At 68.4% G+C, this 21,768-nt stretch carries 19 protein-coding genes; 14 read left to right on the top strand and 5 right to left on the bottom strand.

What is annotated here, in order from left to right; translation table 11 throughout:
* The 3 genes from BLU17_RS02915 to BLU17_RS02925 all read left to right on the top strand — a co-directional run.
* On the top strand, nucleotides 1-984 hold a 984-nt coding region (locus tag BLU17_RS02915), incomplete at its 5' end, for a cytochrome c oxidase subunit 3 (protein WP_143189164.1).
* On the top strand, nucleotides 981-1,424 hold the full coding sequence (locus BLU17_RS02920) for a hypothetical protein (RefSeq protein WP_091994225.1): 444 nt from the start codon (nucleotides 981-983) through the stop codon (nucleotides 1,422-1,424). The genes BLU17_RS02915 and BLU17_RS02920, both read left to right, overlap by 4 nt.
* On the top strand, nucleotides 1,406-2,743 hold the full coding sequence (locus tag BLU17_RS02925) for a c-type cytochrome (protein ID WP_245746704.1): 1,338 nt from the start codon (nucleotides 1,406-1,408) through the stop codon (nucleotides 2,741-2,743). Before BLU17_RS02920 ends, BLU17_RS02925 begins: the two co-directional genes overlap by 19 nt.
* Nucleotides 2,744-2,792: 49 nt before the next feature.
* Here BLU17_RS02925 and BLU17_RS02930 read toward each other — a convergent pair whose 3' ends face one another.
* Nucleotides 2,793-3,101 (bottom strand): hypothetical protein, encoded by a 309-nt coding sequence (locus BLU17_RS02930; RefSeq protein WP_091994231.1) that lies wholly within the window; start codon nucleotides 3,099-3,101, stop codon nucleotides 2,793-2,795.
* 2 nt (nucleotides 3,102-3,103) lie between these two features.
* Between BLU17_RS02930 and BLU17_RS02935 the strand changes: the two genes are divergently transcribed.
* From BLU17_RS02935 to BLU17_RS02945, 3 genes are all read left to right on the top strand, one after another.
* Nucleotides 3,104-3,295, top strand: coding sequence for a hypothetical protein (locus BLU17_RS02935; RefSeq protein ID WP_091994233.1), 192 nt, complete (start codon nucleotides 3,104-3,106; stop codon nucleotides 3,293-3,295).
* A 17-nt stretch (nucleotides 3,296-3,312) separates the two neighbouring features.
* Complete coding sequence (locus BLU17_RS02940; protein WP_091995038.1) at nucleotides 3,313-4,032, top strand: MgtC/SapB family protein; 720 nt, start codon at nucleotides 3,313-3,315, stop codon at nucleotides 4,030-4,032.
* 250 nt (nucleotides 4,033-4,282) lie between these two features.
* Nucleotides 4,283-4,684 (top strand): CBS domain-containing protein, encoded by a 402-nt coding sequence (locus BLU17_RS02945; protein WP_245746706.1) that lies wholly within the window; start codon nucleotides 4,283-4,285, stop codon nucleotides 4,682-4,684.
* 32 nt (nucleotides 4,685-4,716) lie between these two features.
* Here BLU17_RS02945 and BLU17_RS02950 read toward each other — a convergent pair whose 3' ends face one another.
* Both BLU17_RS02950 and BLU17_RS02955 read right to left on the bottom strand, forming a co-directional pair.
* Nucleotides 4,717-5,682: an NADP-dependent oxidoreductase gene (locus BLU17_RS02950; protein ID WP_091994235.1), complete on the bottom strand. Its 966-nt coding sequence runs from the start codon at nucleotides 5,680-5,682 to the stop codon at nucleotides 4,717-4,719.
* A 17-nt stretch (nucleotides 5,683-5,699) separates the two neighbouring features.
* Nucleotides 5,700-7,496, bottom strand: a complete 1,797-nt coding sequence (locus BLU17_RS02955) for a thiamine pyrophosphate-requiring protein (RefSeq protein ID WP_091994236.1) — start codon at nucleotides 7,494-7,496, stop codon at nucleotides 5,700-5,702.
* A gap of 285 nt (nucleotides 7,497-7,781) precedes the next feature.
* Between BLU17_RS02955 and BLU17_RS02960 the strand changes: the two genes are divergently transcribed.
* Genes BLU17_RS02960 through BLU17_RS02970 form a run of 3 tightly spaced genes read left to right on the top strand, consistent with a single transcriptional unit; the run spans nucleotide 7,782 to nucleotide 12,151 of the window.
* Nucleotides 7,782-8,948: an HlyD family secretion protein gene (locus BLU17_RS02960; protein ID WP_091994237.1), complete on the top strand. Its 1,167-nt coding sequence runs from the start codon at nucleotides 7,782-7,784 to the stop codon at nucleotides 8,946-8,948.
* Between the two features lie 10 nt (nucleotides 8,949-8,958).
* Nucleotides 8,959-10,539 (top strand): DHA2 family efflux MFS transporter permease subunit, encoded by a 1,581-nt coding sequence (locus tag BLU17_RS02965; protein WP_091994238.1) that lies wholly within the window; start codon nucleotides 8,959-8,961, stop codon nucleotides 10,537-10,539.
* A 1-nt stretch (nucleotide 10,540) separates the two neighbouring features.
* Nucleotides 10,541-12,151, top strand: a complete 1,611-nt coding sequence (locus BLU17_RS02970; protein ID WP_091994239.1) for an efflux transporter outer membrane subunit — start codon at nucleotides 10,541-10,543, stop codon at nucleotides 12,149-12,151.
* Here the strand turns inward: BLU17_RS02970 and BLU17_RS02975 are convergent.
* Both BLU17_RS02975 and katE read right to left on the bottom strand, forming a co-directional pair.
* A complete protein-coding gene (locus BLU17_RS02975; RefSeq protein WP_245746707.1) occupies nucleotides 12,148-12,996 on the bottom strand; it encodes a CHAD domain-containing protein in 849 nt (282 codons plus the stop codon). The two genes, BLU17_RS02970 and BLU17_RS02975, sit on opposite strands and share 4 nt — an antisense overlap.
* Entirely contained in the window at nucleotides 12,993-15,083 is a 2,091-nt protein-coding gene (katE, locus tag BLU17_RS02980) for a catalase HPII (RefSeq protein ID WP_091994240.1), read from the bottom strand. Before katE ends, BLU17_RS02975 begins: the two co-directional genes overlap by 4 nt.
* Nucleotides 15,084-15,225: 142 nt before the next feature.
* Between katE and BLU17_RS02985 the strand changes: the two genes are divergently transcribed.
* The 5 genes from BLU17_RS02985 to BLU17_RS03005 all read left to right on the top strand — a co-directional run bounded on the left by BLU17_RS02985 (nucleotide 15,226) and on the right by BLU17_RS03005 (nucleotide 21,727).
* Nucleotides 15,226-16,806 carry an FAD-dependent oxidoreductase gene (locus BLU17_RS02985; protein WP_091994241.1) on the top strand — a complete coding sequence of 527 codons (1,581 nt, stop codon included), beginning with the start codon at nucleotides 15,226-15,228 and terminating at the stop codon, nucleotides 16,804-16,806.
* Complete coding sequence (locus BLU17_RS02990) at nucleotides 16,806-17,741, top strand: cation diffusion facilitator family transporter (protein ID WP_091994242.1); 936 nt, start codon at nucleotides 16,806-16,808, stop codon at nucleotides 17,739-17,741. The genes BLU17_RS02985 and BLU17_RS02990 overlap by 1 nt, the downstream gene beginning before the upstream one ends.
* Before the next feature lie 118 nt (nucleotides 17,742-17,859).
* Nucleotides 17,860-18,450: a (2Fe-2S)-binding protein gene (locus tag BLU17_RS02995; RefSeq protein WP_091994244.1), complete on the top strand. Its 591-nt coding sequence runs from the start codon at nucleotides 17,860-17,862 to the stop codon at nucleotides 18,448-18,450.
* Nucleotides 18,447-19,451, top strand: coding sequence for an FAD binding domain-containing protein (locus tag BLU17_RS03000; RefSeq protein WP_091994246.1), 1,005 nt, complete (start codon nucleotides 18,447-18,449; stop codon nucleotides 19,449-19,451). The genes BLU17_RS02995 and BLU17_RS03000 overlap by 4 nt, the downstream gene beginning before the upstream one ends.
* A complete protein-coding gene (locus tag BLU17_RS03005; RefSeq protein WP_245746708.1) occupies nucleotides 19,448-21,727 on the top strand; it encodes a xanthine dehydrogenase family protein molybdopterin-binding subunit in 2,280 nt (759 codons plus the stop codon). Before BLU17_RS03000 ends, BLU17_RS03005 begins: the two co-directional genes overlap by 4 nt.
* Nucleotides 21,728-21,768 lie beyond the last annotated feature (41 nt).

Raw genomic sequence — 21,768 nt, forward strand, 5'->3', positions numbered from 1 at the left:
CCGCCGCCGTACAACTTCGCGATCCTGCCGAGCGTGCGCTCGCGCGATCCGCTCTGGCAGCCCGACGCGAACGTGCCGCGCACGGGCTACCTGCTTCATCGCGGCCGCGAGGCGCTGGGCGTGACCCCGCTCACGGGCGAACCCGACGTCATCCTCAAGATGCCCGACGACACCTGCGCGCCCTTCGTGCTGGGCGTGGCCGCGACGCTCGTGTTCGTCGGGCTGCTGCTGCATTCGACGTCGTTCACGGCGCTCGCCGGACTGGCGTGCGCGCTGGCGCTGCTGGTGTGGCTGTGGCCGCAACGGGCGCTCGGTCAGCGCGAGCCGTTCGCGCCGCAAAGCGCCGCGCCCGCCGGCAAGACCGCCGGCGACGTCGCCGCGCGGAGCGAAGACGAAACGCTCGCGCTTCCGGTGGGCAGCGCCGGCGAGCACGCGGGCGGCTGGTGGGGTGTGCTCACGCTCGTCGTGACGGAGGCCGCGCTGTTCGGCTATCTGCTGTTCTCGTACCTCTACCTTGCCTCGCAAAGCGCGCAGCCGTGGCCGCCCGAGGGGCTGCCGAAGCTCGGCGTGAGCGGCCTCAACACGGCGCTGCTGCTCGCGAGCAGCGTCTTCGTATGGCTCTCGGGCGCGTTCGTGCGGCGCGCGCGTGCGTGGCCGGCGTTCTGGTCGATGATCGCCGGCATCGCGCTGGGCGTGGCGTTCGTGACGATCCAGTTCTTCGAATGGCACGACCGCCCTTATGGCCTCGCCTCGAATCTCTATGGTTCGTTGTACTTCACGATCACAGGCTTTCACATGGCGCACGTGATGGCCGGCGTGGCGATGCTCGCCGCGCTCGCGTTCTGGATCGCGCGCGGCTATTTCGACGGCAGACGCAACGCCGCGCTCACCATCGGCGGCCTGTATTGGCACTTCGTCGACATCGTGTGGCTCTTCATCTTTTCCGTGCTCTACCTCTCGCCATACTGGATGCGAGGACGATGATGCAGCCCGCCGCCCCTACGCCAGGCCGTGCGCCCGTTCCCGCGCGCATCGCACCCACGCTCAGGCAGCACGTCGCCGTGTGGTATGGCCTGCTCGGCGTGCCCGCCGTCTGGGCGGGCCATGTGCTTTTTTGCCAGGCGCTGGCGGCGACGGCCTGCGCGGGCGGCGTTCCCCAACGCAACGTCGAGCCATGGCACGTGGTGCACTGGACGCTCGCGTTCGTTTCCGCCGCCGCGTTCGCGCTTGCGCTCGCCGGCGCGCTGCTGGCGTGGCGCGCCTGGCGCGAAAGCGCCGCGCTCGATTATCCGCAACGCGACACCTTCCGCTTTCTTGCGTGGAGCAGCGCCGCGGTTGCCGTGGCGTTCACGATCGGGCTCGTCTTCACGATATCGGTACTCCTCGCGTTGCCGCTCGAGCGCCTATGCGAGGCATTGAAATGAACGCGCGCATGGTCGCGAAAGCGCGGCGCGCCGTGCATCTGGCGACATACGTGGCCGTGCTCGCGCTGCTCGGCGGCTGTGAGCGCGACGCCCCGTTCGCGACGACGAAGCCGCCCCCCGACGCCGCCCAGATCGCGCTGGGCGAGAAGCTCGCCAAAGCCGGCGACTGCGCTTCGTGCCACGACTCCGCCCGACGCGAGCCGTTCGCGGGAGGCCTCGCCGTGAATTCGCCGTTCGGGCCCATCTATGCGAGCAACATCACGCCCGACCCCGTGCATGGCATCGGCGATTACACGCCGGCGCAATTCGCGGCCGCGTTGCAGCGCGGCGCGGCGCCCGGCGGCAAACGGCTCTATCCGGCCATGCCTTATCCGTCCTTCGCGGCACTCGACTCGCACGACGTCAACGCCCTTTACCAGTACTTCATGTACGGCGTGAAGCCGGTGGCCAACGCCACGCCGCAAACGCATCTGCCGTTTCCGTTCGACCAGCGCTGGGTGATGACGTTCTGGCGCCTCGCATTCGCGCAACACGGACGCTTCGAGCCCGACCCGGCGCGCTCCGCGCAATGGAACCACGGCGCGTGGCTCGTGCAGGGCCTCGGCCACTGCGGCGCGTGCCACACGCCGCGCGGGCCCGCGTACAACGAAATGGGCTACACGCAGAGCAGCCCGCTCTATCTCACGGGCGGCGTAATCGATCACTGGTATGCGCCGAACCTCACGGGCGATCCCGGCAGCGGGCTCGGCCGCTGGAGCGCCGACGACATCGCCGTCTTCCTGCGCGACGGCCACAACGGCCGCGCCTATGCGTTCGGCGCGATGGCGCCGGTCGTGGAAGCGAGCACGCAATACCTGAGCGACGACGATCTGCACGCCATCGCGGTCTATCTGAAGTCGCTGCCCGCGCGCAAAGCGAGCGGCCACTACGCCGGCACGCCCGCCGCGCGCGCCGCCACGATGGCGGCGCTCGAGGGCGGCACGCCGGAAAGGCCTGGCGCGGGGCTCTATCTTTCGTACTGCGCGAAGTGCCACGCGGCCGACGGCGACGGCAAGCCCGGCCAGGCGCCCCCGCTGGCAGGCAGCTCGCTCGCGCTTGCCTCCGATCCGACGAGCATGCTGCGCCTCATCGTCGAAGGCAGCGAAAGTCCGCAAACGAGCGGCGGCGGCACGCCGCGCAAGATGCCCGCGTTCCGCACGCCATTCACCGACAGCGAAATCGCCCAGGTTGCGAGCTTCGTGCGCGGCGCGTGGGGCAACGATGCCGCGCCCGTCGCCCCCGCCGAGGTCACGCGCCTACGCGACGCCATTCATCGCTGAAAGGAGAAATGGGAAGCACCGCGCGCCGATCAGGGACTGGACGTCGAACTCACTGCCCCTTCGTGTCGCTGCTCGCGTCGGCGCCCGGGGTGTTGGTCGTGTCGTTCATCGGCTTCGTCGTGTGCTTCTTGTGATGCGTGCGATGCGTAGACTTGTGCGTGGCGCCGGTGGCGGAAGGATTCTGCTCCACACCCTGCGTTTGCGACGGATAAACCCCGCTCGCGCCGCCGGTCGCTTCGCCCGCCCCGGTGCTGCTGCTGCCGCCAGCCCCGCCGCCGCTGCCTTGCGCGAGGGCGAATCCCGACGTTGCAAGGGTGACGCTCACGAGTGCCGGAATGAAATAGTGTCGTCGCTTCATGGTTGGGTTTCCTCATCATCGTGTTGAAGGAAGTGCGGGCGGCCGTACTGAAACCACCCGCGCCGGATCTGACCCGCGCATGGGGTGTGCCGCGATTGGCAAGCGCCTTCAAATGGCGCTTCGAACAGGTCCGCTGCAAGGGCATGCGTCTTGCGCCCGTGATCGAACCCCATGCCTTTCCCGATTGCCCATGATGCAAGCCGCCGCCCTCATGAATCCGATGCCTTCCGCCGTGAGCTGGCCCGATTTCGCGGCGCGACTAGCCGTGGCCGTGGCGGCCGGCGCGCTGATCGGCCTGAACCGCGGCGAGTCCGGCAACGCGGCCGGGCTGCGCACGACCATGCTCGTCTGCCTCGCCGCATGCCTTGCCATGCTGCAGGTGAACGTGCTGCTGACGCAGCATGGAAAACCGCAGGATTCCTTTGTGACGCTCGACCTGATGCGTCTTCCGCTCGGCATTCTCTCGGGCGTGGGCTTCATCGGCGCGGGGTCGATCCTGCACAAGGACGGGCTCGTGCAAGGCGTCACCACCGCGGCGACCATGTGGTACGTCACGATGATCGGGCTTTGCGCGGGGGGCGGACAGTACGTGCTCGCCGTCGCGGGCACGGTGCTGGGACTCGTCGTGCTGCGGACGCTCCAGCATATCGAGCACCGCCTGCCGCGCGGCCGGCGCGCCCACGTCACGCTGGGCCACGACGCCGGCGACGACGCGCGCAGACTGATCGACGAAGCATTGCGGGGCCGACGTTGCCGCGTAGCGCTGCTAGGCGTGACGCATCACACGGCGGAAACCGCTGCACACCGGCGTCTCGACGCCTCCTTCGAGGTGCGCTGGCAAGCACGCCCGGACGATCACGCCGTGGAGACGGCGCTTTCCGCCCTCGTCGCGCGCGTGCACGAAGAGGCCTCGTGGACGATCGAGCGGTGAGCTTGCCGCGTAGCGCTGCCGCCCTGGCTCAAGGCGCGCTGCGATGGCCCTTCGACTACGCGGTCAGCAGCGTCGCCATGCGAGGTCACGGTGCGCTTGCATCACTACGCGTAACGCTTGAAACCGGCACCCGCGCGAGCCGGCGCCCGCGATTTCCGCCTTCCGCCGCTCGCGGCACGCGCGATGCGCGCTTGTGTCTTTTTGTGTCTTTGCATCGACAGCCTGTTCGGGAGGAATGCATGAGCCAGATATGCGAAATCATGTCGCGGGAACCATCAACGAAGCGGCGGAGTTGATGCGGCGTCACGATATCGGCGCGCTACCCGTGTGCGACGGCGGCCGCGTGGTCGGCATGGTGACCGATCGCGACCTCGCGGTGCGCGCACTCGCGAGCCGCCGCGCGCCGCACGACCCCGTCGCGCGCGTCGCCACCGAGGGCGTCGAATGGTGCGACGACGACGAAGACGTCGACGTCGTGCAGCGCCGCATGGGCGAGGCGCAAGTGCGCCGCCTGCCGGTGGTAAGCCGCCGCCGCGAGGTGGTCGGCGCGATGTCGATCGGCGATATCGCCACGCGCTGCGCGGGCACGCAGCGCGAACGCGTCACGAACACGCTGGAAGACGTCTCGCAACGGCGCCGCAGCGGCGTGTGATCTGGCGCCACGAACGCGCGGCGCCGCCGGGATCACAGCGCGTCGTGCCACTCCCGCATCACCACGAGCTTGCCGTGCAGATGCGACGCGGCGAGGCGCTCAAACCCCCTGGGCGCGTCGTCGAAGTCGAAGCGCTCGACCACCTCGACCTTTACGGCGCCTTTTTCGACGAGATCGACGATATGCGCGAGCTGCGCGCCGTCGGGCCGCGCCGTGTAGCGCGTGGCCCGCGCGCCATGGCGTGCTGCTTCGGCCTGCGAAGGTTCGCTCAAGGTCGAAACGAGCGCGCCGCCGTTCTTCACGACCTGCCACGAACGCTCCTGGGTTGCGCCGCCCACGAGGTCGAAGACGAGGTCCACCTCGCCCGTCGCGTCTTCGAAGCGCTGCGCGTGATAGTCGATGACTTCGGTCGCGCCGAGCGCCATCAGCGAGGCCCGTTCGCCCGCGGATGCGGTAGCGACGACGCGCGCGCCGCAATGGCGTGCGAACTGCACGGCAAAGCGCCCCACGCCGCCGCTCGCGCCCTGGATCAGCACGCGCTCGCCGCTTTGCAGCTTGCCGTGGTCGAAGAGCCCCTGCCACGCCGTGAGCGCAGCAAGCGGAATGGCGCCGGCCGCGTCCACGGCGCATTTCGCCGGCGCGCCCGCCAGCACCGTCGCGGGGGCGACCACGTAGTCGGCGAGCGCGCCCTGCCCCTGGCCCACGAACGCGCACACGCGTGCACCGAGCGGCCACGCCTGCGCGCCCTCGCCTCTGCGCACCACCACGCCGGCCACGTCGCGGCCCAGCGTAAAGGGCAAATCGTCTTGCGAAATGAGCGGATAGCGGCCTTGCAGCGTCTTGAGGTCGACAGGATTGAGCGCGGCGGCCTGAACCTCGATCAGAACCTCCCCGCGACCGGGCTCGGGCACGGGCACGCTCTCCTGGCGCAGGGCTTCCACGCCGCCGAAGCGCGTCACGCGCCATGCGAGCATCGTGTTGGGTACGTCAGCGTCCATCAATCGCTCCTTGGGGATCAAGACTTCTTGCCGGGGATGACGCTCGCCATCACCTGGCGCGCCGTGTTGGAAATCACGCTGCCTTCGCTCGGGTCGCCTTCCATGAGCGCCCGCGCGAAATGGCGCGCCTGATCGATCGTCACGTGCGGCGGCAGCGGCGGCACCTCGGGATCGGTCTTCACTTCGATCACGACCGGACGCACCGTGGCAAGCGCCTGCTCCCAGGCCTCGCCCAGTTTCTCCGCGTCGTCCACGTAAATGCCGGTGAGCCCGATCAGCTCCGCGAAGCGGTGATACGGCACGTTGGGAATGTCCTGCGAGGCCTCGAATTTCGGATCGCCCTGCATGACGCGCTGCTCCCACGTGACCTGGTTCAGGTCCTCGTTGTTGAACACGCAGCAGATCCAGCGCGCGCTATCCCATTGTTTCCAGTACTTCGCCACCGTCACGAGCTCCGCCATGTTGTTCATCTGCATGGCGCCGTCGCCCACCAGCGCGATCACAGGCCGTCCGGGATGCGCGAACTTCGCCGCAATGGCGTAGGGAACGGCCGCGCCCATCGAGGCGAGGCCGCCGGAAAGCGAGCACATCATGCCGCGGCGGATCTTGAGATCGCGCGCGTACCAGTTCGCGCACGACCCCGAATCGCTCGTGACGATCGCGTCATCGGGCAAGCGCGGCGAAAGCTCCGTCACCACGCGCTGGGGGTTCACCTTGCCGCCAGTCGCCGCATGTGCTCGCTCTTCGAGCACGCGCTGCCAGCGCTCGTTTGCGTGGACGATGCGATTGCGCCAGCTCGTGGCGTTCTTCTGCTCGAGCAGGGGCAGCAGCGCGCGCAGCGTGGCCGCGCTGTCGCCGACGAGACTCACCTCCATGGGGTAACGCACGCTGAGCATGCCTGCGTCGATGTCGATCTGCACCGCGCGCGCGTCGCCTTCCTTCGGCAAAAACTCCGAGTACGGGAAACCGGACCCGACCATCAGCAACGTGTCGCACGCGTTCATCATCTCGTCGGTCGGCTTGGTGCCGAGCAGGCCGATGCTGCCCGTCACCCAGGGAATGTCGTCGGGCACCGCAGCCTTGCCGAGCAGCGCCTTCGCCACGCCCGCATGCAGACGCTGGGCCACGGCGATGACTTCGTCCGTGGCGTGCATCGCGCCCGCGCCCACGAGTATGGCGACGCGGTTCCCCGCGTTGAGCACGTCGGCCGCGCGCGCGAGATCGGCCTTGCGCGGGACGACCTCGGGCGCGGCATAGCCGACGCCGGAATGCGCGGTGCCGTGCTTGCGCGCGGGCGCTTCGTATTCGAGCTCCTGGAGATCGTTGGGCAGCACCATGGCCGTGACCGTGCACCGCGAGAGCGCGATGCGCACCGCGCGGTCCACCACGTGGCGCACCTGCCCCGGCACGCTGGGCTGTTGCACGTACGCACCCGCCACGTCCTTGAACATGGAAACGAGATCGAGCTCCTGCTGATAGTGCGCGCCCAGGGCGGCGCGCGCCTGCTGACCCGCGATGGCGAGCACGGGCATATGGTCGAGGCGCGCGTCGTAGAGCCCCGTGAGCAGGTGCGCTGCACCCGGGCCCGACGTCGCGATGCACACGCCCAGTTCGCCCGTGAACCTGGCGTGGGCGCTCGCCATGAAAGCGGCCATTTCCTCGTGGCGCGCCTGCACGAATTCGATCTTGCCCTTCGCGCGCTGAAGCGCGCCGAACACCCCGTTGATGCCGTCGCCGGGGTAGCCGAACACGCGTCGCACGCCCCATTCGTGCAAGCGGTCGATGATGAAGTCGCTCACCGTAGTCGTCGCCATTTGCCGTTCTCCTTGCCGATGGTCCGATCCATCTGCGAGATTTGAAACCTGGGGACCGCAAGCGCCGGTCCGTCCGGCGTCACACGCGCAAACGTCGAACCCGGCAGGCACATTTCAGCCACGCGACGGGCATGTCGATTGCTCAGCAGGCACCGTCTCGCCGGGCGAGGCGCACGCCGGGACCCCACCGCGATTCATCCTTTCCGGGGAAAGCGCATTCACCAGAGCGCCGCATGAACTTTTTGCCTTTTTCAGCCGATTTCACCGACGAGCCGGGAGCCGCCCATGGCTGAGCGGCGAGGATCTGGCGGCATTGGCGCATGGTCGCGCGCGCATCGAGGCACGCCGCGGCGCGCGGACGCGGCCAGGCAGCGGAATGACGACGACGCGAAAAAAGGCGAGCAAAGCCGCAAGAGCCCCGGCAAAAAGCCGTTGATCGTGCTGGGCGTCGTGCTGCTCGTGATCGCGATCGGCGCGTTCATCTGGTGGTTCGTCACGCGCAACGAGGTGAGCACCGACGACGCCTACACCGACGGCAACGCCATCACAGTCGCGCCGAAGGTGTCGGGCTATGTCACGCAACTGAACATCGACGACAACGTGTACGTCCACAAGGGCGACCTGATGGTCGAGATCGACCGGCGCGACTACGCGGCCCAGGTCGCCCAGGCGCGCGCGCAACTGGGGCTCGCGAAGGCGCAGTTGCTTTCGGCGCAGGCCCAGCTCGACATCGCGCGCGTGCAGTATCCCGCCCAGTACGAACAGGCGCGCGCGCAGATCGAAACGGCCAGCGCGAACTATGCGCGCGCGCAGGCCGACTACGACCGGCAGCACAGCGTCGACCCGCGCGCGACGACGCAGCAGAACATCGACACGGCCAACGACCAGCAGCGCGTCACGCACGCCGACGTCATGAGCGCGCGCGCGCAACTGAAGACGGCGAGCCTCGTGCCGCAACAGATCCGCCAGGCCGTCGCCGCCGTGGATGCGCGCCGCGAACAGGTCGCGCAGGCCGAGGCTCAACTCGACACGGCACAGCTCAATCTCGCGTGGTGCGATCTGCGCGCGCCCTCGGACGGCTGGATCACACGGCGCAACGTGCAGTTCGGCAGCTTCCTGCAGGCGGGCACGTCGCTCTTCTCGATCGTGACGCCGCAGTTCTGGATCACCGCGAATTTCAAGGAGTCGCAGCTCACGCGCATGCGCCCCGGCGACAAGGTGAAAATCAGCGTGGACGCCTACCCGAAGCTGGCGCTGCACGGCCACGTGGACAGCATCCAGCTCGGCAGCGGCTCGCGCTTTTCCGCGTTCCCCGCCGAAAACGCCACAGGCAACTTCGTGAAGATCGTGCAGCGCGTGCCGGTCAAGATCGTGATCGACGACGGCCTGCCGGGCAACCGGCCGCTGCCGCTGGGGCTGTCGGTCGAGCCTACCGTTTATCTGGGGCGGTGAGCGGCCGGCCATGAGCGATTCGCACAGCACCTGGCGCCCCGCAGGCAACCCCTGGCTGATCGCGATCGCTGTCACGCTCGCCGCGTTCATGGAAGTGCTCGACACGACCATCGTGAACGTCGCGCTGCCGCACATCGCGGGCACGATGTCGGCGAGCTACGACGAGGCCACCTGGGTGCTCACGTCCTACCTCGTCGCCAACGGCATCGTGCTGCCGATCTCGGCGTTCTTCGGACGCGTGCTCGGGCGCAAGCGCTACTTCTTGCTCTGCATCGTCGCGTTCACGGTGTGCTCGTTCCTGTGCGGCGTCGCGACGAGCCTCGGCCAGCTCGTCGTCTTTCGCGTGGCGCAGGGCTTTTTCGGCGGCGGCCTGCAGCCGAACCAGCAGTCCATCATTCTCGACACCTTCGACCCGAGCCAGCGCGGCCGCGCCTTCTCGATCTCGGCCGTGGCGATCGTCGTCGCGCCCGTTCTCGGTCCGACGCTCGGCGGCTGGATCACCGACAACGCTTCGTGGCGCTGGGTCTTCCTCCTGAACGTGCCCGTGGGCATTCTCACGACGCTCGCCGTCACGCAGCTCGTCGAAGACCCGCCGTGGGTGAAGCGCGAAACGCAACAGCGCATGAACTGGCGCACCGTGGACTTCTGGGGCATCGGGCTCATCGCGCTCGGCCTCGGCTGCCTGCAGGTCATGCTCGATCGCGGCGAGGACGACGACTGGTTCTCGTCGCCGTTCATCGTCACGTTCGCGGTGCTCGCGGTGCTCGGCATGATCGGCGCTGTCTTCCGGCTGCTCTATGCCAGGCACCCGGTCGTGGACCTGCGCTGCCTGCGCGATCGCAATTTCGCCGTGGGCTGCTGCATGATCGCCGCCTTCGCCGCGGTGCTTTATGGCAGCGCCGTGATCGTGCCGCAGCTCGCCCAGCAGCAACTCGGCTACACGGCCACGCTCGCGGGCCTCGTGCTTTCGCCGGGGGCGCTGCTCATCACGATGGAGATCCCCGTCATCAGCCGGCTGATGCCGCATGTCCAGACGCGCATGCTCGTCGTGGCCGGATTCGTTCTGCTCACCGTGGCACTCGTCTACGCACGCACGCTCACGCCCGATGTCGACTACGTGACCCTCGTGAAGCTGCGCAGCGCGCAATCGTTCGCAATCGGCTTTCTGTTCGTGCCCGTTACGACGCTCGCCTATCTCACGGTGCCCAGGAAACTCAACAACGACGCCTCCGCGATCTTCACGATGTTCCGCAACGTGGCCGGCTCGATCGGCATTTCGGTTTCGACGGCGCTGATCCGCGAGCGCTCGCAAGCCTGGATGGCTCACCTCTGCGCGTATATGTCGCCGCTTTCGCAGAGCTATCAGGACACGCTCACGCGCGAGGCGCATACGGTCATGCAAAGTAGCGGCGCGCCGCTCGCGCAGGCCATGCAGACGGCGAACGGCCATCTCTACGAGACGTTCGTTTCGCAGGCAACGATCCTCGCCTACATCGACGTGTTCGGCATTCTCGCGTGCTTCTGCGTGGTGTTCGCGCCGCTCGCGCTGCTCTTTTCTCCCGTGAAGGCGTCCGGTTCGGGAGGGCACTGAAATGCGCGCGCTCGACTTCACGCTCGCCGCCATGCTCGCCGCCTCGCTGTGCGCCTGCACCGTGGGCCCCGATTTCAAACCGCCGCGAGCGAACGCGCCCGGCGACTGGAACGCCATGCAAAGAAGCGCGGGCGCGGAGCCTCGGCAAGCGCAGCAGCCGGCGCCGGCCTCGACGCCCACGGTCGAGTCCGACCCCGACCCGCGCTGGTGGCGCAGCTTCGGCGATCCAACGCTCGACGCGCTGATCGGGCGCGCGCTGAACGGCAACCCCGACCTGCAGATCGCGGTGGTGCGAATCGCACAGGCGCGCGAGCAAATCCGGCAAGCCGTCGCGCAAGGTCTGCCGAACGTGCGCGCGAGCGCGAGCTACAAGCGCGAGCAACTGGGTGCCAAGGGCTTCCTCGAATCGTCTGGCGTGTACGACAAAGTCGATGCGCTTGGCGCACCGGACTCGCCCGTCGACAGGATCGCGCCGGGTTCGGGCGCAACAGTCGAACGCGGCGTGCAGGGCGTGCTCGACCAGATCACCGCGCCAGTGAACCTGTGGCAATCGGGATTCGACGCGTCATGGGAACTCGACCTCTTCGGGCGCGTGCGCCGCTCCGTCGAGGCGGCGAATGCGCAAGCCGATGCCGCGCTCGAATCGCAGCACGACGCCCAGGTCTCGCTCGAAGCCGAAGTGGCGGAGACCTATCTGCAACTGCGCGGCGCACAGATGCTGCACGCGACGGCCGAAGACCTCATTGCCCAACAGCGCGAAACCGTCGAACTCGCGCGCAGCGCGGCAAAACATGGCCTCCAAAGCGAACTCGACGTAGAGCGCTCGCAGGCCGAGCGCGCACAAACCGAGGCTTTGCTGCCGCAATACGATCAGCAGATCGCGCAGTCGCTCAACGCGCTCGCGGTACTGGCAGGCGAAGCGCCGGGCGCACTCGACGCCGCCCTCACGCCGCCGGGCGCGCTGCCCGCCACGCCGCCCACGGTGCCGGTGGGCCTGCCCGCCGCGCTCGCGCGCCGCCGCCCCGACATTCGCCGCGCCGAGGCCACGCTCCACGCCGCGACGGCCAACGTGGGCGTGGCCGTCGCGCAGTTCTACCCCGATATTTCGCTCACCGGGCAGATCGGCACGCGCGCGAGCTCGCCGCACGATCTCGCGCACTGGGCGAGCCTATTCTGGTCGTGGGGGCCGAGCGTTTCGATGCCGGTGTTTCAAGGCGGCGCGCTCGTGGCGAACCTGCGCCTCTCGAAGCTCCAGCAGGTCGAAGCGGCGCTCGACTATCGCAAGACCGTGCTGGGCGCGCTGCGCGACGTGAACAATGCGCTCGACGTCTATCGCACCGACCAGGTACGTCTCCTCTCGCTCAACGAGAGCGTCGCCGCGCAACGGCGCGCCTACGATCTCGCGCGCGCGAGCTATCGCAAGGGTATCGTGTCGTTCATCGACCTGCTCGATGCGCAGCGGCAGTTGAGCAGCGCCGAGCAAAACGCCCAGCAAGGCGAACTGCAGGTCTGCACCGATCTCGTTTCGCTGTACAAGGCGCTGGGCGGCGGCTGGGAGGACGGCGGCCCGCTCGCTTCGGGAACGTCCGGAACGTCCTCCTCAGCGCCCTAGCCGAGAAGCTTCGACGCCGCGCGGAACCGGTGCTTGCGCTCGCGCTTGAGCGCCGCGAGCGCGGCGTCGGCGTTGGCGGCATCGGCGAAGACCTCGCGGTGCTGCGCGAGCAACTGCTCGCTCGCGACGGCATCGTTTAGCTTACCGAATCGATCTTGAAGCTTTTTGAGGGACTTCACGCCACGAGACTCGCGGCGCGGTAGCGTCGGCTCGAAGAATTCCAGCAGATAGCGCAAGCGTTTCGCGCCTTTGCGCACCTCGTGCCACGGGGCGTAATCGCTGCGTTTCGCCTCCTGCGCACGACGCATGCGCTTGCCCAACGTGCGCCGCGCCGCCTTTACGCGCTCGCGCGCGAGGCGCCTGATCGGCGAGCGATGCGCCGACGTGTTGAGCTCGCGGTTCGCGTCATGCAGCATGTCGCGCAGCGCATGCTTGAGGTCGATCGCCGAAAGGGTCTGGCGGACTCGCTCGCGAGCCGCGTGCCGTGCGGCGGCGAGGCGCTCGTCAGCGAACGCCGAACCGCTTTCGGCGTCGGCGCGCTCGAGCAGCGCGATCGCGATGTCCCAATCGCGCGCCTCGCCGGCCGCCGCGGCGGCGCGCTTGAGAAGGGCCCGCCGCGGCTCGACGAATGCGCACCCGAGCAACGGCCGCCACGCCCACAGCAGCGTTCGCAAGCGCCGCAACGCGACGCGAAGCTTGTGCAGGTTCTCCGGATCGGGGTCGAGCGATGCGGCCCGCGCCAGCGCCTCGCTCACCATCGGCTGCGCGTAGCTGGCGAACTGCGATTGCGCGTCGTCTCGCCCGCCCGCCGCGCCCTCCGCCTCCGGTTTCGTGCCCGCGCTCACGCCGGCACCGCCTGCGCGTCGCGCGACCACACGCGATGCTGCCCCGCCGTCTCGATGAATGCCTTCAGCACACGCTTGAGGTCGGCGGCGTCGCCGCTCGCCACGCCATCGGCCGGATCGGGCAATTGCGCGGCGGCCAGCACGAGCCGGCCCGTATCGACCGCGCCGATCGCCTTCAGGTGCTTGAACGCTTCGAGCACGAAATGGCGCGCGTCGCCGGACTGCGCGAGCGCTTCCGTGGCCGGCTGGCCGCCGGGCACGAACACCGCGTCGAACATGACCGAGGGCATGCCAGTGATGGTTGCATCGGGCGCGACGTCGCCGATGGGCGCGAGCGTCGGCGCGATGACGAGCGCCGTCGCCCCCTCCAGCGCGAATGCGTCGCGCAGTTGCCTGAGCATGGCGGGGTCGGCGCCGGGCGCGGTGAGCAACGCGATCTTGCGCGTCTTGATGCCCGGCTGCACGCGATTGAGAAGACTCAGCGCGGGCGAGGCCGGAGTCTTAGGCTTGCCTGGCTTGCTGCCCGCTTTGGGTTTCGGCAAACCGAGCGCTTGCGCCACGCTTGCGGCGAGATCGGCGTCGATGTTCGCGAGAATGTCGTTGACCTGACGCTCGCGAATTTCCGGCTTCGTGACCTTGCCCAGTTCGAAGGTGTAAGCCGCCTTGATGTGCGCTTTCTCGGGCCCGGACATGCTGTTGTAGAACATCGTGGCCTGCGAGAAGTGATCCTTGAACGATTCGCTGCGCGTGCGGATTTTCACGCCGTCCATGCGCTCCTGGTAACTTTCGAAGCCGCCGTCCGCCGGCAGCGTTTCCTTCGGCCAACCGTCGCTCACCGAATTCGGCTCATAAGAAGCCTGTCCGACATGGATGGTCTGCCGGTGCATGGCGTCGCGCTGGTTGTTGTGGAACGGACACACAGGCCGGTTGATCGGTATCTCGTGGAAATTCGGGCCGCCGAGCCGGCTGATCTGCGTATCCGTATAGGAGAACAAACGCCCTTGCAGCAAGGGGTCGTTCGTGAAATCGATGCCCGGCACGATATGGCCCGGGTGGAACGCCACCTGTTCCGTTTCCGCGAAGAAGTTGTCCGGATTGCGATTGAGCGTCATCTTGCCGATGATCTTCACCGGCACGACCTCCTCCGCAATGAGCTTGGTCGGATCGAGCAGATCGAAATCGAACGCGTGCTCGTCGCTCTCCTCGACTATCTGCACACCAAGCTCGAACTCGGGGTAGTCGCCGCGCTCGATCGCCTCCCACAAATCGCGCCGATGAAAATCGGGGTCCTTTCCCGCGATTTTCTGGGCCTCGTCCCAGAGCAGCGAATACGAGCCCAGCACGGGCCGCCAGTGCCATTTGACGAAGCGCGCCCTCCCCTCGGCGTTGACGAAACGGAACGTATGGACACCGAAGCCTTCCATGGTCCGCAGGCTGCGCGGTATGGCGCGATCCGACATGGCCCAGATAACCATATGCGCGCTTTCCGGCACGAGCGAAACGAAATCCCAGAACGTATCGTGGGCAGTGCCGCCGGTGGGCATTTCGTCGGGCGCCTCGGGCTTGACCGCATGTACGAAGTCGGGGAATTTGATCGCATCCTGAATGAAGAAGACGGGCATGTTATTGCCGACCAGATCGAAATTGCCCTCCTCCGTGTAGAACTTCGTGGCGAAGCCGCGCACGTCGCGCACGGTGTCCGACGAGCCGCGCGGGCCCTGCACCGTCGAAAAGCGCACGTATACCGGCGTTTCCTTTGCGGGGTCCTGCAAAAAGGCGGCGCGCGTGAGTTCGGCCTGCGACTCGTACACCCGGAACACGCCATGCGCGGCCGAGCCGCGCGCGTGAACGATGCGCTCCGGGATGCGCTCATGGTCGAAGTGCGTGATCTTTTCACGCATGATGAAGTCTTCGAGCAGCGACGGGCCGCGTGCGCCCGCCCGCAGGGTGTTCTGGTTGTCGGCGATCTTCACGCCCTGGTTGGTGCGCAGCGCCTCGCCGTCCGCATGCGCGCGGAACCGGTCGAGGCTCTGCGATTTCGCGTCAGTGGGCTGTGGCTTGCCGTTGGGGCGATTGCGGTGCGGCATGGATGGCTCCTGTGAAAAATCGGTGGGCTGGCCTGCTGGGAGAGCAAGCGATGTGCCGCCGCTGCGGCGTTCGGGCGCGTGAGATGCGGCACGCCGTTTGCGCGAGCGCGCCAGTAAGAGGAACGAGCGAGTGGAGCGCACGATGGCGCGATGGATCAAGGCACTGGACCTGGCGGCGTTGCCCGCGCCGGGCATGCGGCGCGTCTCGCTCGAGGGGAAGGCGGTGCTGCTCGTCAACGCCGGCGACAAGATTCGCGCATTCGGGGCCGATTGCCCGCATGCGGGCGCGCCGCTCGAGCAAGGCGCGCTCTGCGAAGGGCGCATCGTGTGCCCATGGCACAAGGCGGCCTATTCGATCGAGACAGGCCAGTGGCTGGAGCCGCCCGCACTGGAAGGACTGACGTCGTACCCCGTGCGCGTGGAAGCCGGTGCCGCGTATGTCGAACTGGCCCCCACGCACGCGGCGACGGCTCACGCACCGCTGTCGCGCAACGCGGCGGGAGGCCGCCTCGCCGTCATCGGCGGCGGAGCGGCGGGAGCGGCAGCCGTCGCCACGCTGCTGGAAAGCGGCTTCCGGGGCGAGGTGACGATGTTCGCCGCAGAGTCGCAAGCGCCCTACGACCGCACGTGCCTGAGCAAGTTCGTGCCCGCGGGCGAGATGGCCCCCGACGAAGTCCCGCCCATCCTGCCCGACTGCGTGACCCGCGATGCGCGACTGCGGATCGACCACAGCGAGGTAAGACGATTCGATGTCCAAAGTAAATGCGTCACGCTCGCGGAGGGTCGCGAACTCGTGTTCGACGCGGTGCTCATCGCGAGCGGATCGGTGGCGAAGCGTCCCGACATACCGGGCGCGCAACTGGGCCACATTTACACGCTGCGCAACGTGAGCGACGCCGGAGCCATCCTCAATGCGCTCTCGCCCGGCGAGCACGCGGTGATTCTCGGCGACAGCTTCATCGGGCTCGAAACGGCCTCGGCGTTGCGCAAACGCGGCGTCGAGGTCACGATCGTCGCGCCGGGCGGCCTGCCGCTGCAACGCCCCCTCGGCGCGCGCGTGGGCGCGATGTTCCGCGACTGGCACGAAGCGAATGGCGTAGTGTTCCGGCGCGCGAAGGCGGTGCGCTTGACGGGCGCGCACGACGTGGAAATGCTCGAACTCGACGACGGCGGCTCGCTGCGCGCGAAAGCGGTGATTGCCGGCATCGGCGTGCGTCCCGCTACGCGGTTCCTGAGCGGCATCGAACTCGACGACGATGGCGGCGTCAACGTCGACGCCACGATGCGTGTAACACGCGATGTCTATGCGGCGGGCGACATCGCGTGCTTCGTACCGCGCGGCGCTCCGTCGGGCGGCGCTCCGCTGCCCGGCACGATGCACACGCCGCAACGCATCCGCATCGAGCATTGGCGCGTTGCCCAGCAACAGGCGCGCGTCGCCGCGCTCAACATGCTGGGCGGCAACGCGCGCTACGAGGGCGTGCCGTTCTTCTGGACCCAGCACTACGACAAGCGCGTCGACTACCTGGGCCACGCCGGGCACTGGGACGACCTGCTGATCTCGGGCCGCCCCGGCGACGCCCGCTTCAGCATCCTCTATTCCCGGCTCGGGCGCCTCCAGGCGGCGCTGGCCTGCGGCCATGAACGCGAAATGGCGCTCCTGAGCGAGCGCATGCGCGAGCCCATGTCGACCGGTGCCGCGCGCGACGTTCTGAGGTTCTGATGCGGCGCGGCGCAGCGCCCGCCCCGGTTGCGCGCGCCGTCTACTACGCGCTCGCCTCGAACGTCGTGGTGGCGCTCTGCAAATTCGCCGCCGCTGCCTACACCAATTCGGGCGCCACGCTCGCCGAAGCGGCTCACTCGAGCGCCGACTGCCTGAACCAGGTGCTGCTCATCGTGGGGCGGCGCGCGGCCCTCGGGCCGCCCGACGAGCAGCATCCGCTGGGCTTCAGCCGCGAGACGCATTTCTACGCCATGCTCGTCGCGCTGCAGTTCTTCATCGTGGGCGGCCTCGTTTCCATGGCGATCGGCGCGTGGCGTCTCTGGCATCACAGCGGCGTGGATCACCTGCAGGTCGCTTTCGGCGTGCTGGTCGTATCCGCGCTAGCCGAGGGCAGCGCGTTGCGCGCGTCGATCCGCTCGATCGACAGAAAACGCCGTGCGGGCGGCTTGTGGCGCTGGTTCCGCGAAACCGGCGAACTGGAAAACATGCTCTCGGTCGGCGAGGACGCCGCGGCGCTCGTGAGCCTGCTCGTCTCGATCGCCGGCACCGGCCTCGCCGCGCTCACCGGCCGGCCGGGCTTCGACGCGCTCGGCAGCATAGGCGTGGGCGGCGTGATGATGGCGACGGCCGTGTTCTCGCTTCGCGAGATCAAGTCGCTGATCGTCGGCGAGGCCGCGCGCGCGAGCGTACGCCGCGCAATGCACGCATGGCTCGACGCGCGCCCCGAGATCGGCCGCGTCGTGAGCCTCGTAGTGCTGCGCTGGTCGGACAGCCTGCTCGTCGCCGTGCAGGCCGAACTCGTCGAGCGCCGCGACGCCGTGGCGCTCGTGCGCACCATCGACCACATCGAGCACGATCTGCAGAAGGCATTTCCGGCGGCGCGCTGGGTGTTTTTCGAGCCCGAACTGCGCGAACACGGCGAACACCCGCTCTGATGCGCCCGCGAACCGGCAATCGAGGGGGCGACCAGGAAGGCCCCGTGAGCGGGCAAGCGTATTGCGCACAGCGTCGGCGAACCTCTCTAACCCCTGATCGAACCCCAACGAGGCCGCCATGCATACAGCCACCCGCACCCGCGCGCCGCGCGCGCACGACGCACAGGACAGCCAAAACGAAGCGCATCGCCAGAACGGGGCCGCAAGTCCGCCCGACGCCGTGCCGATCGAGCTCACGATCAACGGTGCGCGACACGCGCTGCGCGTCGAACCGTGGACCAGCCTGCTCGATCTGCTGCGCGAGCAGCTTCAGCTCACCGGCACGAAGAAGGGTTGCGATCACGGCCAGTGCGGCGCGTGCACCGTGCTCGTGAACGGCGTGCGCATCAACGCGTGCCTCGCGCTGGCCGCGGCGCACGACGGCGCCGACGTCACCACCGTGGAAGGGCTCGCGCAGGATGGCGCATTGCACCCGGTGCAGCAGGCGTTCGTCGATCACGATGCGTTTCAATGCGGCTATTGCACCCCAGGCCAGATCTGCTCGGCCGTGGGGCTGCTCGCCGAAGGGCACGCCCACTGCCGCGACGAAGTGCGAGAGCAGATGAGCGGCAATCTGTGCCGCTGCGGAGCCTACGTCAACATCACGAACGCCGTGGAGGCGGTGCGCCGCGCACAGCGTCTCGCCGCGAGCGAAGGAGACGAACCATGAACCGCTTCTCGTATGAACGCGCGAAGAGCGTCGCGGACGCGGTGCGCCTGCACGCTGCGACGCCCGGGGCCGTGTTTCTCGCCGGCGGCACGAATCTCGTCGATCTGATGCGCGAGAACGTCATGCGCCCCGCCGCGATCATCGACATCACGCGGCTGCCGCTGCGCGATATCGAGCAGACGCAAGACGGCGGCCTGCGCATCGGGTCGCTCGTGACCAATAGCGCGCTGGCATGGGACGCGCGCGTGAGCGCACGCTACCCGCTTCTCGCGCAGGCGCTGCTGGCGGGTGCGTCCGCGCAGATCCGCAACGCGGCGACCGTCGGCGGCAATCTGCTTCAGCGCACGCGCTGTCTGTACTTCTACGACCCCGCGACATGCTGCAACAAGCGCGCACCGGGCAGCGGCTGCGCCGCGCTCGACGGCGTGAACCGCATGCATGCGATCTTCGGCGCAAGCGAGCATTGCATCGCCACGCACCCGTCCGATATGTGCGTCGCGCTCGAAGCGCTTGATGCGACGCTGCACGTAGCCGGCCGGCGCGGCACGCGCACGCTGCCGTTCGACAGCCTGCACCGGCTGCCCGGCCGCACGCCGCACCGCGAGACGACGCTCGCCGACGAGGAACTCATCACCGCCATCGAGTTGCCGCGCGAAGGTTATGCGCGGCACAGCACGTACTTGAAGCTGCGCGATCGCCAGTCGTATGCGTTCGCGCTGGTTTCGGTGGCGCTGGGCGTGCGCGTCGAGGACGGCGTGATGCGCGCGCTCGGTTGCGCGCTGGGCGGCGTGGCTCACAAGCCCTGGCGCAACGGCGAAGCGCAAGCGCTTCTGATCGGCCGCGCCGCCGACGATACGCGCGCGATAGCGCGCTACGCCGACGCCGTGGTCGCCCAGGCGGACCCGCGCCCAGGCAACGCATTCAAGGTCGATCTCGCGCGGCGCGCCATCGTGCGCGCGTTCGAAGTCGCGCTTGCGTCCAACGGGGAGGAATCGGCATGAGCACCGTTTATGAACCTCGTAGCGGCATGCGCGCGGGCGCTCACATCGGCGCGCCGGTCTCGCGCGTGGACGGTCGAAGCAAGGTCACCGGCGCCGCGCGCTACGCCGCCGAATTCGGCGCCCCCGGACTCGTACACGGCGCGGTCGTGAACGCGACGATCGCACGCGGCGAAATCGTCTCGATCGACGCGTCCGCCGCGCAAGCGTTGCCCGGCGTGCTGCACGTTCTCACGCACGAGAACCGCCCCGCGCTCGCAGAAGACGACGCGGCCTGGAAGGATCAGATCGCACCGGGCGGTACGCCGTTTCGCCCGCTCGCCGGCACGCGCGTCCGCTGGGCGGGCCAACCCGTTGCGCTCGTCGTGGCGCAAACGCGCGAGCTCGCGCACTATGCGGCCTCGCTCGTGCGCGTGCGTTATCGCCGCGAGCCGCATCGGACCGAACTCGCCAGCGTGTTGACGGACGCCGTCATCCCTTCCACCGGGAAGGGCGGCTTCGAGCCGCCGCCCGAGCCGCGCGGCCACGCCTACCGGGCGCTCGCCTCCGCCCATGCGCGTACCGACGCGTTCTACAGCACGCCCATGGAGTTCCATCAGCCGATGGAAATGCATGGCTGCACCGTCGTGCCCTCCGCCGACGGGCGCTTCACGGTCTACGAAAAGACTCAGGGCGTGAGCAACACCCAGCAGTACCTGATGAAGGTATTCGGCCTGCAGCAGGATCGCGTGCGCGTGATTTCGCCGTTCGTGGGCGGCGCCTTCGGCTCCGGCCTGCGTCCGCAATATCATCTGCCGCTCGCAATGATGGCCGCGCGCACGCTGCGCCGCCCCGTGCGCGTCGCGCTCACGCGCGCGCAGATGTTTACGTTCGGCCACCGGCCGGCCTCGATCCAGCACGTCGCGCTCGGTGCGCGCAGCGACGGCCGGCTCGCAGCGATCGTTCACGAAGCCGTGGGCGAGACCTCGCAGTTCGAGGACTTCACCGACGTCGTCGTCAACTGGGCGGGGCAGCTCTATCGCGCGCCGAACGTGCAGCTCGGCTACAAGCTCGGGCGGCTCGACGTCTACACGCCGCTCGACATGCGCGCGCCGGGCGCCACGCAAGGCCTCTATGCGCTCGAATGCGCTATGGACGAACTCGCGGTTGCCCTGGAAATGGACCCGCTCGAACTGCGCATCCGCAATTACGCCGACGAGGACCCGAGCAAGCACTTGCCGTATTCGAGCAAGGCGCTGCTCGACTGCTACGCGCAAGGCGCGGAGCGCTTCGGCTGGGGCGCGCGCATCGCGACGCCGCGCGCGATGCGCGACGGCCACGAGCTGGTGGGCTACGGCATGGCGACCGGCATGTGGGACGCCATGCAGACCGAGGCCAGCGTGCGCGCCGTGCTCAACGCGCAAGGCCGCCTCGAACTCTCCAGCGCCACGGCCGATATCGGCACGGGCACCTACACCGCGATTTCGCAGATCGCCGCCGATGCGCTGCACATGGGCATCGACAACGTCGCGTTTACGCTCGGCGACACGTCGCTGCCGCCCGCGCCGATCGAAGGCGGATCGTGGACCGTGTCGTCGGTCGGCAGTGCCGCTTCGGCCGCCTGCGCGCAGTTGCGCTCGCGGCTCGCTCAACTGCTGCCCGCGCATGGCGGCGTTGCGTTCGCCAATCTCGACCCCGCCATGCTCGACGCAGCGCTCGTGATCGAGGACGGCGAAGTGCGCGTGCACGGCGCGACGGGCCGTGAGCGCGCGCGCGTGCGCATGGCCGACCTGCTCGCCGACGCGGGCATGAAAACGCTGGAAGAACAGGTCACGCTCAAGCCCGAAGCAATCCAGAAGCGCTTTTCGATGGCGACGCATTCGGCTGTGTTCGCCGAAGTGCGCGTCGACGAAACGCTAGGCGTGGTACGGGTCGCGCGCGTGGTGAGCGCGATCGCCGCTGGCCGCATCGTCAATCCGAAGACGGCCGCGAACCAGATCGCGGGCGGCGTGGTCTGGGGTATCGGCATGGCGCTGCAGGAGCACGCGCAGTTCGACCATACGCTCGGGCGCATCATGAATCACAACCTCGCCGAGTACCATATGCCCGTCAATCGCGACGTCGGCGAAATCGACGTGCTGTTCGTGGACGAGCACGACGACGTGGTGAATCCGCTCGGCGCGAAAGGCGTAGGGGAAATCGGCGTGGTAGGCGTGGCCGCCGCGATCGCGAACGCGGTTTTCAACGCCACGGGCAAGCGCGTGCGCGATCTGCCGATCACGCTCGACAAGCTGCTGTGAGGCGCGGATACGCGGCGCGCGCGGCAGTCGTGGTGCGCGCC

Source organism: Paraburkholderia lycopersici (assembly GCF_900096975.1).
GTDB lineage: Bacteria > Pseudomonadota > Gammaproteobacteria > Burkholderiales > Burkholderiaceae > Paraburkholderia > Paraburkholderia lycopersici.

Coding starts and splice junctions, on each gene's coding strand:
- BLU17_RS02920 (WP_091994225.1), top strand. CDS start 981: ATGATGCAGCCCGCCGCCCCTACGCCAGGCCGTGCGCCCGTTCCCGCG.
- BLU17_RS02925 (WP_245746704.1), top strand. CDS start 1,406: ATGCGAGGCATTGAAATGAACGCGCGCATGGTCGCGAAAGCGCGGCGC.
- BLU17_RS02930 (WP_091994231.1), bottom strand. CDS start 3,101: ATGAAGCGACGACACTATTTCATTCCGGCACTCGTGAGCGTCACCCTT.
- BLU17_RS02940 (WP_091995038.1), top strand. CDS start 3,313: ATGAATCCGATGCCTTCCGCCGTGAGCTGGCCCGATTTCGCGGCGCGA.
- BLU17_RS02945 (WP_245746706.1), top strand. CDS start 4,283: ATGCGAAATCATGTCGCGGGAACCATCAACGAAGCGGCGGAGTTGATG.
- BLU17_RS02950 (WP_091994235.1), bottom strand. CDS start 5,682: ATGGACGCTGACGTACCCAACACGATGCTCGCATGGCGCGTGACGCGC.
- BLU17_RS02955 (WP_091994236.1), bottom strand. CDS start 7,496: ATGGCGACGACTACGGTGAGCGACTTCATCATCGACCGCTTGCACGAA.
- BLU17_RS02960 (WP_091994237.1), top strand. CDS start 7,782: ATGGCTGAGCGGCGAGGATCTGGCGGCATTGGCGCATGGTCGCGCGCG.
- BLU17_RS02965 (WP_091994238.1), top strand. CDS start 8,959: ATGAGCGATTCGCACAGCACCTGGCGCCCCGCAGGCAACCCCTGGCTG.
- BLU17_RS02970 (WP_091994239.1), top strand. CDS start 10,541: ATGCGCGCGCTCGACTTCACGCTCGCCGCCATGCTCGCCGCCTCGCTG.
- katE (WP_091994240.1), bottom strand. CDS start 15,083: ATGCCGCACCGCAATCGCCCCAACGGCAAGCCACAGCCCACTGACGCG.
- BLU17_RS02985 (WP_091994241.1), top strand. CDS start 15,226: ATGGCGCGATGGATCAAGGCACTGGACCTGGCGGCGTTGCCCGCGCCG.
- BLU17_RS02990 (WP_091994242.1), top strand. CDS start 16,806: ATGCGGCGCGGCGCAGCGCCCGCCCCGGTTGCGCGCGCCGTCTACTAC.
- BLU17_RS02995 (WP_091994244.1), top strand. CDS start 17,860: ATGCATACAGCCACCCGCACCCGCGCGCCGCGCGCGCACGACGCACAG.
- BLU17_RS03000 (WP_091994246.1), top strand. CDS start 18,447: ATGAACCGCTTCTCGTATGAACGCGCGAAGAGCGTCGCGGACGCGGTG.
- BLU17_RS03005 (WP_245746708.1), top strand. CDS start 19,448: ATGAGCACCGTTTATGAACCTCGTAGCGGCATGCGCGCGGGCGCTCAC.